General features: G+C 31.1%; 14 protein-coding genes. 12 read left to right on the forward strand and 2 right to left on the reverse strand.

From position 1 onward, the window contains the following. The first annotated feature begins 26 nt into the window (after positions 1–26). Positions 27–803, forward strand: coding sequence for a tRNA threonylcarbamoyladenosine dehydratase (locus HMPREF2930_RS02930; protein WP_002455249.1), 777 nt, complete (start codon positions 27–29; stop codon positions 801–803). A 55-nt stretch (positions 804–858) separates the two neighbouring features. Here the strand turns inward: HMPREF2930_RS02930 and HMPREF2930_RS02935 are convergent, their stop codons facing one another. Continuing rightward, entirely contained in the window at positions 859–2,127 is a 1,269-nt protein-coding gene (locus HMPREF2930_RS02935) for a replication-associated recombination protein A (protein ID WP_017176171.1), read from the reverse strand. Between the two features lie 83 nt (positions 2,128–2,210). Between HMPREF2930_RS02935 and cymR the strand changes: the two genes are divergently transcribed. Both cymR and HMPREF2930_RS11395 read left to right on the forward strand, forming a co-directional pair. Beyond that, positions 2,211–2,633 carry a cysteine metabolism transcriptional regulator CymR gene (cymR, locus tag HMPREF2930_RS02940; RefSeq protein ID WP_002448977.1) on the forward strand — a complete coding sequence of 141 codons (423 nt, stop codon included), beginning with the start codon at positions 2,211–2,213 and terminating at the stop codon, positions 2,631–2,633. Positions 2,634–2,742: 109 nt separating this feature from the next. Then, positions 2,743–2,886, forward strand: coding sequence for an SAS049 family protein (locus tag HMPREF2930_RS11395; RefSeq protein WP_017176172.1), 144 nt, complete (start codon positions 2,743–2,745; stop codon positions 2,884–2,886). A 98-nt stretch (positions 2,887–2,984) separates the two neighbouring features. On the opposite strand, the gene HMPREF2930_RS02945 is transcribed toward HMPREF2930_RS11395, so the two are convergent. Then, positions 2,985–3,989, reverse strand: coding sequence for an LLM class flavin-dependent oxidoreductase (locus HMPREF2930_RS02945; RefSeq protein ID WP_017176173.1), 1,005 nt, complete (start codon positions 3,987–3,989; stop codon positions 2,985–2,987). Positions 3,990–4,188: 199 nt separating this feature from the next. Between HMPREF2930_RS02945 and HMPREF2930_RS02950 the strand changes: the two genes are divergently transcribed. The 9 genes from HMPREF2930_RS02950 (at position 4,189) to HMPREF2930_RS02990 (ending at position 14,516) form a co-directional block, all read left to right on the forward strand. Continuing rightward, on the forward strand, positions 4,189–5,328 hold the full coding sequence (locus HMPREF2930_RS02950; RefSeq protein WP_017176174.1) for a cysteine desulfurase family protein: 1,140 nt from the start codon (positions 4,189–4,191) through the stop codon (positions 5,326–5,328). Positions 5,329–5,331: 3 nt separating this feature from the next. Next, positions 5,332–6,444, forward strand: coding sequence for a tRNA 2-thiouridine(34) synthase MnmA (gene mnmA, locus HMPREF2930_RS02955; RefSeq protein ID WP_017176175.1), 1,113 nt, complete (start codon positions 5,332–5,334; stop codon positions 6,442–6,444). Positions 6,445–6,530: 86 nt separating this feature from the next. Then, entirely contained in the window at positions 6,531–7,202 is a 672-nt protein-coding gene (locus HMPREF2930_RS02960; protein WP_017176176.1) for a tetratricopeptide repeat protein, read from the forward strand. 1 nt (position 7,203) lies between these two features. Then, the gene (locus HMPREF2930_RS02965) at positions 7,204–9,627 is read left to right on the forward strand and encodes an SF1B family DNA helicase RecD2 (protein WP_017176177.1); all 2,424 of its coding nucleotides are present in this window, start codon (positions 7,204–7,206) and stop codon (positions 9,625–9,627) included. Positions 9,628–9,906: 279 nt separating this feature from the next. After that, the gene (gene alaS / locus HMPREF2930_RS02970; protein ID WP_017176178.1) at positions 9,907–12,537 is read left to right on the forward strand and encodes an alanine--tRNA ligase; all 2,631 of its coding nucleotides are present in this window, start codon (positions 9,907–9,909) and stop codon (positions 12,535–12,537) included. Positions 12,538–12,601: 64 nt separating this feature from the next. Continuing rightward, entirely contained in the window at positions 12,602–12,862 is a 261-nt protein-coding gene (locus tag HMPREF2930_RS02975; RefSeq protein ID WP_002448947.1) for an IreB family regulatory phosphoprotein, read from the forward strand. Next, positions 12,863–13,291 carry a Holliday junction resolvase RuvX gene (gene ruvX, locus HMPREF2930_RS02980; RefSeq protein ID WP_017176179.1) on the forward strand — a complete coding sequence of 143 codons (429 nt, stop codon included), beginning with the start codon at positions 12,863–12,865 and terminating at the stop codon, positions 13,289–13,291. It abuts the gene before it with no gap. Positions 13,292–13,305: 14 nt separating this feature from the next. Further along, positions 13,306–13,620 carry a DUF1292 domain-containing protein gene (locus HMPREF2930_RS02985; RefSeq protein WP_017176180.1) on the forward strand — a complete coding sequence of 105 codons (315 nt, stop codon included), beginning with the start codon at positions 13,306–13,308 and terminating at the stop codon, positions 13,618–13,620. A gap of 260 nt (positions 13,621–13,880) precedes the next feature. Continuing rightward, positions 13,881–14,516, forward strand: a complete 636-nt coding sequence (locus HMPREF2930_RS02990; protein WP_017176181.1) for an O-methyltransferase — start codon at positions 13,881–13,883, stop codon at positions 14,514–14,516.

Raw genomic sequence — 14,516 nt, forward strand, 5'->3', positions numbered from 1 at the left:
ATATTTGCTAAGTAAAGGAGTTAATTATGAAACATCAATTTTCTAGAAATGAATTAGCCTATGGACAAGAAGGACTAGATTTACTAAAAGACAAGACAGTAGCGGTCTTAGGGGTAGGTGGAGTTGGTTCATTTGCTGCTGAAGCTTTAGCAAGAACTAACATTGGTCACATTATTCTTATTGATAAAGATGACGTAGATATCACTAATGTAAACCGTCAAATTCATGCATTAACTACTACCATAGGTCAAAGTAAAGTAACATTAATGGAAGAACGAATTAAACTCATCAATCCAAATTGTAAAGTTACACCTCTTCACATGTTTTATACTGAAGAGACATATGAAGATATTTTTAATAATTACAATATTGATTATTTTATCGATGCAAGTGACACGATTATATACAAAGTTCATTTAATGAAAGAATGTTTAGATAGAGGAATCAAGTTGATTTCAAGTATGGGCGCTGCGAATAAAATAGATCCAACACGTTTCAAAATTGCTGATATTTCAAAAACATATATGGATCCAATGGCAAAAATTATTCGTAACAAGTTGAAAAAACTTGGAATAAAAAAAGGTGTTCCTGTTGTTTTTTCAGATGAGAGTCCAATAGTTATTCGTGAAGATGTTAAGAAAACTGTTGGAGATGCAAATGCAATAAATCGAAAAGGTCAAATGCCTCCATCATCGAATGCATTTGTACCAAGCACAGTAGGTTTAATTTGTGCAAGTTATGTCGTAAATGATATTTTAAAAGATATTCCTGTACGTAGAATTAAAGATAAAGGTAATAACTAACAAAAAACCTATGGAAGAGATGAATGAAGTATTATCATCTTTTCCATAGGTTTTATTAGTTTTTATGATTTAAATTATCATACACTATTTTAAATTGTTGTTCACTTTTAGAAGTTGTTTTTGGTTCATAATATATTTTATTTTTTAAAGCGTCAGGTAAATATTGCTGTTTAATATAACCATTCTCATAATCATGAGGATATTTATAACCGATAGATCGGCCTAAGTCTTTTGCTCCTTGATAGTGACCATCACGTAGGTGATTAGGTATTTGACCAACTTTGCCTTTTCTGATATCACTTAATGCACTATCAATTGCTTTTATAGCTGAATTAGACTTAGGAGATAGTGATAATTCAATTACTGCTTGACTTAGAGGAATTCGTGCTTCAGGCAATCCGAGTCGTTCAGCTGATTGAATAGCTGCTAGTGTTCTTTGACCAGCACTTGGAGAAGCTAAGCCAATATCTTCATAACTAATGACGAGTAAACGTCGTACGATTGTTGGAAGATCACCTGCTTCGATTAGTCTCGCCAAATAATGTAAAGCAGCATTAACGTCACTTCCACGAATAGACTTTTGAAATGCACTCATGACATCATAATGCATGTCACCATCTTTATCACTGATAAAAGCACCTTTTTGTAAACAATCTTTAGCATCTTCTAAAGTAACATGACGTTGATTATTGGAAACTTTAGCACTTAATACTGCTAATTCCAAAGCATTTAAAGCGCTTCTTACATCACCATGACTTTGAGTAGAGAAATATTTTAGTGCATCTTCATCAATTTTTGGTTGATACGATTTTAAACCATTTTGATCATCATTTAATGCTCTAGTTAATGCTTGATATACATCCTTTTCATCAAGTGGATATAATTCAAAAATTTGTACACGTGAGCGAATCGCTGGATTAATTGCATGATAAGGGTTAGAAGTTGTAGCACCAATTAAAATGATTTTACCATTTTCTAAATGTGGTAATAAAAAATCCTGTTTTGCTTTATCTAAGCGGTGAATCTCATCTAATAATAAAATGACTTGTCCTGACATTTTAGCTTCTTCAACTATCATTTGCATATCTTTTTTTGTATTCGTTACTGCATTTAATTGTCTAAATTTATATTCAGTACTGCCAGCAATGGCTTTAGCAATACTAGTTTTTCCAATTCCAGGAGGTCCATAAAAAATCATAGAAGATAATTTTTTAGTTTCTACCATACGTCTTATAATGCCTCTTGGACCAACTAGATGTTGTTGTGAAATAATTTCATTTATATTTGTAGGCCTCATTCTTGAAGCTAAAGGTTCTGTATTCAATTTTTTCACACCTTTCTATTACTATATTAACTGAAAAAATGATAGAATGGGACTATATTATTCGAATTAAGTGAGGTAAAACTATGAAAATATCAACGAAAGGGAGATATGGGTTAACTTTAATGATTTCCCTAGCAAAAAGAGAGGGGCAAGGGTGTGTATCATTAAAAACAATTGCTGAAGAAAATCATTTAAGTGATTTATATTTAGAACAACTCGTGGGTCCGTTAAGAAATGCTGGATTAATTCGAAGTATTCGTGGCGCTAAGGGTGGATATCAATTAAGAGTCCCATCTGAAGAAATTTCAGCTGGCGATATTATTCGCTTATTAGAAGGACCTATTACTATTGTAGAAAGTATAGATTCTGAACCACCAGCACAAAAAGAATTATGGTTGCGAATGAGAGATGCTGTTAGAGAAGTTTTAGATAATACAACATTAAAATATTTAGCTGATTTTGTAGAATCAGATAACGATTTAGATGGTTATATGTTTTACATTTAAAAATTTAAATTTATTATGTTTAAAACTTTTTTGTTGTGGTATTGGATTAATATAAGTAAAAATTATTTATTAAAAATTAAATGCTTAAATTCGAAAGGAGAATTTCAACATGGGATTCATGGATAAAGCAAAAGATGCAGCAGAGAAATTTAAAAATAGCGATAACGAACAAGTAAATAAAGTAAAAGATAAAATTAATGAATATACTGGCGGAAATAATGACAGTAAAGATGACAAAAAAGACAATAAATAATTAAAATTGTGAGTGGTGATTTTGATCATCACTCTTTTTTTATGAAAAATTTAAAACCTGTTGACAATTTATTTATATTCAACAGGTTTTAATCAATATTATTTATTTAATTTTTGAATGACTCGTTTAAAACGCTCATATGATTCAAATTGTCTATCTTGGTCATAAATATAGCTTACGACCATTATTTCATCAATATCACCATATTCCTCTAAAAATGCTTCTAATTTAGCTTTCACTGTTTCTTCAGAACCAATAAGAGAATCATCAAATCTTTGTTTTGCCATTTCATACTCTCTAGGTGTTAAAAGACCTTTTAAATCATCAGTTGGTGGTTGAACTGGTTGCATTCTTCCTCGAGCAATACTAATGAATACTTGTGCTAAAGAACTAGCTAAATATTCTGCTTCTTTATCAGTTTCTGTCACTATAGCATTTAAACATACAATCATATATGGTTTATCTAATGCTTCAGATGGTTCAAATAAGTCGTGATAAATTTCAATTGCTTCTTTCATTTGCTGTGGTGCAAAATGACCTGCAAAAACATAGGGTAGACCTTTTCTAGCTGCTAAATGTGCAGAGTCAGTTGATGATCCGAGTATATACAACGGTACATTTTTCTCTACTGCAGGATAAGCCCTTACATAAGCTTGTTTATTTCCTGGACCAAAATAAGTTTGTAATTGTTCTACTTCTTCAGGGAAAGCATACACACCATTATGTTGATCTCGTCTCAATGCACTTGCTGTCATCATATCAGTACCAGGTGCTCTACCTAATCCTAAATCTACACGATTGGGATAAATGGTTTCTAAGGTACCAAATTGCTCAGCAACAACTAAAGGTGCGTGGTTTGGAAGCATGATGCCACCTGAACCAACTTTAATATTATGAGTATGTTCAAGCGTATGTTGTATTAACAATGATGTAGCTGAGCTTACTAAATTAGGTGCATTATGATGTTCTGCAATCCAATAACGCTCATAATCTAATTCATCTAATTTCTGAGCTAAAGTCACCATATCATTAATTGCATCTTTATCAGTTTGACCTTCTCGTATAGGAACTAAATTTAATGCAGAAAATTTTATATCAGACATAGACTATTTCTCCTTTTTATCTTTATTATCTAATAGTTTAACAACTTAAAACGATTACAGTTATTAAATTGCTCATACTTAAAATAATTATTGAAAGAAAAATAGTTAATATATTAATTCATAAACAAGAAGGTAGAAAATTTTAGAATGAGGTGCTATTATAGGAACATTGATAATATTGTGAGGAGTGTACTTAATAATGGAAGTATATGCAGATTATGCTGCAACTACACCAGTCAAACCAGAAGTTATAGAAGCAATGATGGATATATATCAATCGCACTACGGCAATCCATCTTCTATTCATACAGTAGGTAGAGATGCTAGACGTTATTTAGATGAATCTAGAAGAAATGTAGCTCAATTACTAGGTGCTAAACCAAGCGAAGTCATTTTTACTAGTGGTGCTACAGAATCAAATAATACTGCTATTAAAGGTTTAGTCTATGCTAATGAGCATTTAGGTAATCATATTATTACTACAAAAATTGAACATCATTCTGTATTACACGTATTCGAGCAACTAGAAAAAGAAGGATATGAAGTCACATATTTAGATGTAGATGATACAGGTAAAGTTGATTTGGATCAATTGGAAGAAGCCTTAACAGATGATACTATCTTAGTATCTATTATGTTTGTCAATAATGAAGTGGGCACAGTAGAACCTATTTACGATATCGAAAACATTGTTTCTAATTCAAATGCTCTATTACATGTGGATGCAGTCCAAGCAATTAGCCATTTAGATATTAAATTTAGTGAGTTTAATATTGATACCATGAGTATTACTGCTCATAAATTTGGTGGACCTAAAGGTGTAGGTATTTTATTAGTAAAAAACAATACACCAATCGAGTATTCTCAATTAGGCGGGGAACAAGAAACTAAACGCCGTGCTGGAACGGAAAGTGTTCCACAAATAGTTGGAATGACAAAAGCTCTAGAAATAGCTACTAAAAATCGAGATCAAAATAATATTCATTTAATGCAATTAAAAGAACTATTTTTAGTAAGTTTGCAAGAACGTGCAATTCCATTTGAAGTCAATGGTTCAATGGTAGAAACGACTGGCCATATACTTAATTTATATTTTCCATTTATAGATGTAGAAACAATGTTAACTTTATTGGATTTAGCAAATATTTATGTTTCGTCTGGTTCTGCATGTACAGCTGGTTCAACAACTCCGTCACATGTACTTGCTGCTATGTATGAAGATGAAGATCGTGCAAAACATTCAGTTAGATTTAGTTTTAATGAACTCACAACCGAACAAGATATAAAATATATTGTTGCTGAAATTCATAAAATATATCATAAATTTAAGGAGGAATAGAACTTGTCAAATAAAGATATACGTGTTGTAGTTGGTATGTCTGGAGGTGTAGATAGTTCAGTCACAGCATATCTTTTAAAGGAACAAGGATATGATGTCATTGGTATCTTCATGAAAAACTGGGACGACACAGATGAAAATGGTGTATGTACAGCTACAGAAGATTATAATGATGTCATAGCTGTATGTAATCAAATTGGTATACCATATTATGCTGTGAATTTTGAAAAAGAATATTGGGATAAAGTATTCACATATTTCTTAGATGAATATAAAAAAGGTCGTACCCCTAACCCAGACGTCATGTGTAATAAAGAAATTAAATTTAAAGCATTTTTAGAACATGCATTAAAATTAGGAGCCGATTATGTGGCTACTGGTCATTATGCACGAATCCGTCGACATGAAGATGGTCGCGTAGAAATGTTACGTGGGGTAGATGATAATAAGGATCAAACATACTTTTTAAATCAATTATCTCAAGAACAATTATCTAAAGTCATGTTTCCAATTGGAGACATAGAAAAAAAAGAAGTTCGTAAAATCGCTGAAGAACAAGACTTAGCAACAGCTAAGAAAAAAGATTCTACAGGTATTTGCTTTATTGGGGAACGTAATTTTAAATCATTCCTTTCTCAATATTTACCGGCACAATCTGGTGAAATGAGAACACTCAATGGTAAAAAAATGGGCATACACAGTGGTTTAATGTATTATACTATTGGCCAACGTCATGGACTAGGTATTGGTGGAGATGGAGATCCATGGTTTGTTGTTGGTAAAAATCTTGAAGATAATATTTTATATGTCGAGCAAGGCTTCCATCATGATGCATTATATAGTGATTATTTAATTGCTTCCGACGCATCATTTGTTAATCCAGTTGATTTAGAAAATGGATTTGAATGTACTGCTAAATTTAGATATCGTCAAAAAGACACTAAAGTATTTGTTCAAAAAGAAGATGAACAATCTATTCGAGTTACTTTCGACGAACCTGTTCGAGCTATTACACCAGGCCAAGCAGTGGTATTCTATAATGGAGAAGTTTGTTTAGGTGGCGCTACTATAGACGATGTATATAAAACAACAGGTCAACTTAGCTATGTTGTTTAATTTTTAGTAAACCGTTAACTCATTGTAAATGAGAATTAGCGGTTTCTTTTTAATTGCAAATTTATGTTAGAAATGGAGACATGGAAATGATTGAACAAGAAACAATATATCAGTGGATGAATAATGGTAATTATGAAGAAGCCATTAAAGCATTATTTAATAACATTGAAGAGAATCCTAACATTATTGAAAATTATATTAATGCTGGTATTATTTTAGCTGATGTTGGTGAGATTGAGAAAGCAGAAAGATTCTTCCAAAAAGCAATAACATTAGATGACAAAAATGGTGCTGTTTACTATAATTTAGCTAATCTATATTATGAACAATCTCGTTTTCAAGAAGCAATAAAACTTTATCAACGAGCTTTAAAGTATAATATGAATCCCATTGATACTAATTATATGATTGGTATGTCTTTTAGCCAACTAGATGCGCAAAGAGAAGCATTACCGTTTTTTATGACTGCTGCTGAATTAGATCAAACTTTGGACACAGAAGTTCAATTTCAATATGGTTTAACCTTATGTCATTTAGAAATGTTTCAAGAAGCCATTAAGCAATTAAACTATGTTTTATCTATTAATCCTAATCACGTAGATGCATTATATAATTTAGGTCTGGCAACGTATATGGAAACTGAGGATGCTGATGAAGCAATTCAGTATTTTGATAAAGCAATTCAAATTGATCCTAAACATTTATTAAGTCAGCATGCTAAACAAACATTTAAATCTCTAAAAAATGAGGAGGAATAATATGTCAAACCCTACACTATTTGATTACTCAATGGTTAAAGGAACAGTTGATACCATTCTATTTCAAAATAAAGATAACTTTTATACTGTTTTAAAAGTAGATTCCATTGAAACTAATGAATCATTTGATAATCTGCCTACAGTTGTAGGGTTTTTTCCTAATATTGTTGAAGGAGATGTCTATACGTTTAAAGGACAAATTGTTCAACATCCTCGTTATGGTAAACAACTTAAAGCTGAAACATTTGAAAAAGAACTGCCTCAAACTAAAGATGCCATAATAAGTTATTTATCTAGTGATTTATTTAAAGGTATTGGTAAAAAGACTGCTCAGAATATTGTAAATACATTAGGAGAAAATGCAATAAATGATATTTTAACTGATCCTTCTGTTCTCGAAAACGTTCCTAGTTTAGCAAAATCGAAACAAAAACAGATTGCAGAACAAATTAGTGCAAATCAAGAGTCAGAAAAAATAATGATTCGCTTACATGACTTAGGTTTTGGTCCAAAATTATCCATGGCGATTTATCAATTTTATCAATCAGAGACTTTAAAAATTCTAGAAAACAATCCATACCAATTAGTTTATGATGTAAAAGGTATTGGTTTTCAAAAAGCTGATACATTAGCTAGAAATAATGGTATTGCTTATAACGATTCAGAACGTTTAAAAGCTGGGTTATTATATTCTCTTGAAGAAGAATGTATAAAACAGGGACATACTTATTTAGATGAAAATGCTGTATTAGAAATTACAGAAGATATGCTTTCAGATAAGCATTTAGATGAAACAATTGAACAAGAACAATTAAAACATGTGCTACAAACACTTTTTGAAGAAAAGAAAATTATTTTAGAGAATAGTCATGTTGCGATTCCAAGTTTATACTATTCAGAACTTAAAAGTGTTCAAAATTTGTATCGTATCAACACATACAAAAATCACTTTAAAATAATAGAGCAATCAGATTTACAGATACATATTGGTGAAATAGAAGATCAAAATAATGTTAATTATGCTAAATCACAACAAGAAGCACTTGAAACGGCGATGAATTCGAAAATAATGTTACTAACTGGAGGTCCAGGAACAGGTAAAACAACTGTTATTAAAGGGATTGTAGAATTGTATGCTGAAATTCATGGTCTATCTCTTAAGTATTCCGATTATCAAGAAGATGATTATCCAATCGTATTAGCCGCCCCAACTGGAAGGGCATCAAAACGTTTACAAGAATCAACTGGATTAGAAGCAATGACGATTCATCGATTAATAGGATGGAATCAAGATACTCAACCAGAAGATATTCTTGAAAATGAAATTAAAGCTAAGCTCATTATAATTGATGAAATGTCAATGGTTGATTCTTGGTTGTTCCATCAATTTTTAAGTGCCGTTCCACTAGATGCACAAATTATTTTAGTAGGCGATGAAGATCAATTGCCGTCTGTCGGTCCTGGCCAAGTATTTAAGGATTTAATTGAGTCTAAAGCATTTCCAAGAGTTAATTTAACTGAAGTTTATCGCCAACAAGATGGTTCTAGTATTATTGACTTAGCTCATCGCATGAAACATCATGAGTCAATAGATATTACAAAACGTTATCACGATAGAAGTTTTATTCATTGCAATGTAGAACAAATTCCAACCGTAGTGGAGAAAGTAGTATCTAGCGCTGTAAATAAAGGATATGATATGAGTGATATTCAAGTTTTAGCACCTATGTACAAAGGAAGTGCAGGGATAAAAAGACTTAATCAAGTATTACAAAATATTTTAAATCCTAAAGAAAAAGATACAAGAGAAATAGAGTTTGGCGATATAAAGTTTAGAAAAGGAGACAAAGTTTTACAACTAGTTAATCGACCAAATGACAATATTTTTAATGGTGATATTGGCGTCATAGTAGGTATATTTTGGGCTAAAGAAAATGCACTTAATAAAGATGTACTGATTGTCGATTTTGAAGGAAATGAAATTACATTTACTAGACAAGATTTATTAGAACTTACACATGCTTATTGTACCTCAATCCATAAATCACAAGGATCAGAATTCCCAATTGTTATTATGCCTATTGTCAAACAATATTTTAAAATGTTGCAAAGACCTATTTTATATACAGGTCTGACACGTGCAAAACAATCTTTAGTACTATTAGGAGATCCAAAAGCATTTGACATTGCCTTAAATACTCAAGGTCAAGAAAGACATACACAATTAAAAACACTAATTATAAATTATTTTGGTATGAGTCAGGTTAATATAGACGTAGAAGAGAATGATGAACCGATAAATATAGATGATACAGAGGATAATAATGCAGATGAACACATTACTTTAAGTGAAGAAACAATTTATCAAATTAATCCAATGATTAATATGGGAAATGTTTCACCTTACGACTTTGTTGAACATTGACAATTTAAATAAAAATACTTAAAATAAATTTGAATTCGCATAAAGATGAGTAAACTTTTTAACTTAAGTAGAGATGTACTGGTTGGTGAAAAGTACAAGTTAATCTGTTGAACGCTACTTTGTGTTAACGTTAATATGATAATTAAGTGATGAGAAATTAAATATATTTGAAAAATATTTATTTCTTGTAACTAGGGTGGTACCGCGAAAACGTTCGTCCCTTTGTTGGATGAACGTTTTTTTATTTATAAATGTATTAATTATATTAGGAGTGAAAAAATGAAAAAACTTAAAGCAAGTGATATACGTCAAAAATATATTGATTTCTTTGTTGAAAAAGGTCATATGGTAGAACCATCTGCACCACTTGTGCCTATTGACGATGATTCGTTACTTTGGATAAACTCTGGTGTTGCAACTTTAAAAAAATACTTTGATGGACGAGAAACACCTAAAAAGCCTAGAATAGTGAACTCTCAAAAAGCAATCAGAACAAATGATATTGAAAACGTAGGTTTTACTGCGCGTCATCATACTTTCTTTGAAATGCTTGGAAACTTCTCAATTGGTGATTATTTTAAAAAAGAAGCAATTGAATTTGCTTGGGAATTTTTAACTAGTGACAAATGGATGGGGATGGAACCAGAGAAGCTATATGTAACGATTCATCCAGAAGATGTTGAAGCCTATCGTTTATGGCATGAAGATATTGGCTTAGAAGAAAGTCATATTATTAGAATTGAAGGGAATTTCTGGGATATTGGAGAAGGACCATCAGGACCTAATACCGAAATTTTCTATGATCGTGGTGAAGCATATGGTCAAAATGATCCAGCAGAAGAAATGTATCCTGGCGGTGAAAATGAGAGATATTTAGAAGTATGGAACTTAGTATTTAGTGAATATAACCATAATAAGGATCATACTTATACACCACTTCCAAATAAAAATATTGATACCGGCATGGGATTAGAACGTATGACGTCTATTTCCCAAAATGTTCGTACCAATTATGAAACAGATTTATTTATGCCAATTATTGAAGAAGTAGAGCATATATCAGGAAAAAAATATCTTGAAAATAACGAACAAGATGTAGCATTTAAAGTCATCGCCGATCATATCAGAACAATCTCATTCGCAATCTCTGATGGTGCTTTACCTGCAAATGAAGGGCGCGGTTATGTTTTACGTCGTCTCTTACGTCGTGCCGTACGTTTTAGTCAAACGCTTGGCATTAATGAGCCATTTATGTATAAATTGGTTGATATCGTTGCTGACATTATGGAGCCATATTATCCAAATGTAAAAGAAAAATCGGATTTTATTAAACGTGTTATTAAATCTGAAGAAGAACGTTTCCATGAAACACTTCAAGAGGGTGTATCTATATTAAATCAACTCATTACGCAAGCAAAAGAATCTACACATCAGATTAATGGTTCAGATGCGTTTAAATTATATGATACGTATGGATTCCCAATTGAGTTAACTGAAGAACTAGCAAGTCAAGAAGGTATTACAGTCGACATGGCAACATTTGAAACTGAAATGGAACAACAACGTACTAGAGCGAGAGAAGCTAGACAAAGTTCACAATCTATGCAAGTTCAAAGTGATGTTTTAAAAAATATTAATACTGAAAGTCAATTTGTTGGATATGAAACAACAGAATATCAAACAATTTTAACAGATTTAATTTATAATGGTAAAACTGTTACATCTGCTGAGGCTGGAGAAACAGTTTACTTTATCTTAAAAGAAACACCATTTTATGCAGTAAGTGGTGGACAAGTTGCAGATAAAGGAACAGTAGGAAATGATCATTTCGAAATAGCCGTTCAAGAAGTTACAAAGGCACCAAATGGACAAAATTTACATCAAGGTACAGTTCAATTTGGACAAGTAAGTGTAAATAGTCATGTAGATGCAACTGTAAATAAAGAAGAACGTAAAGATATACAAAAAAATCATAGTGCCACTCACTTACTACATGCTGCATTAAAAGAGATTTTAGGTGAACATGTTAACCAAGCAGGTTCACTCGTTGAAAGTGAACGATTAAGATTTGACTTTTCTCACTTTGGTCCAATGACAGAAGAAGAGATTGATCAAGTTGAAAGAAGAGTAAATGAAGAAATTTGGAAAGGAATTTCAGTTCATATTCAAGAAATGCCTATTCAAGAAGCTAAAGAAATGGGTGCTATGGCTCTATTTGGTGAAAAATATGGTGATATTGTAAGAGTAGTCAATATGGCTCCATTTTCAATTGAATTATGTGGTGGTATTCATGTAGATAATACTGCTGAAATAGGGTTGTTTAAAATTGTAAGCGAATCAGGTACAGGCGCAGGTGTTAGACGTATTGAGGCACTTACCGGTAAAGCTGCATTCTTATATTTTGAAGATATTCAGAATAAATTTAATTCTGTCAAAGAACAACTTAAAGTAAAATCAGATAAACAAGTTTATGATAAAGTTGTTCAAATTCAAGAAAATGAAAAACAATTGAATAAGCAATTAGAGCAACGTAATAAGGAAATTACTTCACTTAAAATGGGTAATATAGAGGATCAAGTAGAAATGATTAATGGATTTAAAGTATTAGCTACAGAGGTAGAAGTATCTAATCCAAAAGAAATCCGTCAAACAATGGATGATTTTAAATCAAAACAACAAGATACAATTATTATTTTAGCAAGTCATGTTGGTGAAAAAGTTTCGTTAATTGCCGCTGTACCTAAAGAGCTTACAAGTCAGGTTAAAGCCGGAGATATCATTAAAAACATGGCTCCAATTGTAGGAGGAAAAGGTGGCGGTCGTCCAGATATGGCACAAGGTGGCGGCACACAACCTGAAAACATCTCAGAATCATTACGCTTTATTAAAGATTATATTAAAAACCTATAACTTTTTAATCAACTGGTGTAAAATTAATATGTAAGTTAATACATGTCAGAGGAGTGTCGCATCTATGGAAAATATTGATAAAACTATGAAATTCGATTATGATGAAATTCCAAAAGAAAATGTCCAAACAGTTTTAAAAAACGTACATCAAACTCTAGAAGAACGAGGCTACAATGCTGTAAATCAAATTGTTGGTTATTTACTTTCAGGAGACCCTGCATACATTCCACGTCAAAATGATGCACGTAATCAAATACGACATATTGATAGAGATGTAATTATGGAAGAACTCGTTTCAAACTACTTAAAAGAGAATAATAAATAAATGTTAAGTCATAAAATTTTAGGATTAGATGTAGGTAGTAGAACTGTAGGTATCGCAATTAGTGATTTGATGGGCTGGACTGCTCAAGGACTAGACACTCTAAGAATAAATGAAGAAAATGAAGAATTTGGTATTGATAGACTGGTTTCAATCATAAAAGACAATAATGTTGGTTCAGTAGTCATAGGATTACCGAAAAACATGAATAATTCTATTGGTTTTCGTGGAGAAGCATCTCTTAAATACAAAGAATTGCTTCAAGAGGCTTTACCAAATATTGAAATTATTATGTGGGATGAACGTTTAAGTACCATGGCTGCTGAGCGCTCATTATTAGAAGCTGATGTCTCAAGACAAAAAAGAAAAAAAGTAATTGATAAAATGGCAGCAGTTTTCATACTGCAAGGCTATTTAGATTCAATTCAATAAAGGAGAATATCATTATGACTGAACATAATCACAATCATAATACAGAATTAAATATTAGTAATGAAGAAGAATTATTAACTTTATTCGATGAAAATGGAAATGAAGTTTTATATCGAAAAATGCTAGAATTTTATCATCCAGAATTTAAAAAAGAGTATGTTATTTTAGCTGAAGAAGGTGCTCAATCTGATGATGATGACATGATTGAGCTCATTCCAATGATTAATGAACCAGATGAATCTGGTGATGGTGGTAAACTTGTTCCTATCGAAACAGATGAAGAATGGGATATGATTGAAGAAGTTGTAAATACAAATATGGAAGAATAAACAGTCTTTTGTTAATAATAAATCTCTAATCAATGTACTTTGGTTAGAGATTTTTAATATTTCAGACTTAAATTTAATTTAGAATTATGATAAAATATTTAAAGTTAAATTACTATAAGCATAAATTTTTAAATATACAGTCAGTTACTATATTTATACATTAAAATATAAAGTAGGTTTATTATTTTATTTTAAATAATGTAATATTAGTTGACTGATTTATTTTTATGCCTATTGATATTAAAAGGGAAGTTATAGAAGTGGAATCAAATCAATCCTATTTATTAAATCTTCATGAACAGTTAGATAATAATATTGAAGAGCTAAGATTTTATGCAGAAGAACATGCTGTTCCTATAGTAGATAAATTAACTTTAGACATGATAAAACAATTAATTAGAATTCATCATTCGAAAAATATTTTGGAAATTGGAACTGCTATTGGATATAGTTCGATGCAATTTGCTTCTGTTTCACCAGATATTTCTATTACTACTATTGAACGTAATGAGAATATGATAAAACAAGCAAAACTTAATTTTAAAAAATTTGAATACGAAAATCAAATTCGCCTTATAGAGGGCGATGCGCTATCACAGTACGATAAAGTGAGCAATCATTTATATGATATGATATTTATCGATGCAGCTAAAGCGCAATCTCAAAAATTTTTTGAATACTATACACCGTTATTAAAAAAAGGTGGCTTAGTTATTACTGATAACGTTTTGTATCATGGATTTGTATCTGATATAGATATTGTACGATCAAGAAACGTTAAGCAAATGGTAAAAAAGGTACAAAAATATAATACTTGGCTTATGAAACAAAAGAACTATAAAACAAATTTTTTAAATATGGATGATGGTTTAGCCATATCTATTAAAGGAGAATGA

Origin of the sequence: Staphylococcus sp. HMSC068C09 (assembly GCF_001813735.1) — a bacterium.
Lineage (GTDB): Bacteria > Bacillota > Bacilli > Staphylococcales > Staphylococcaceae > Staphylococcus > Staphylococcus hominis.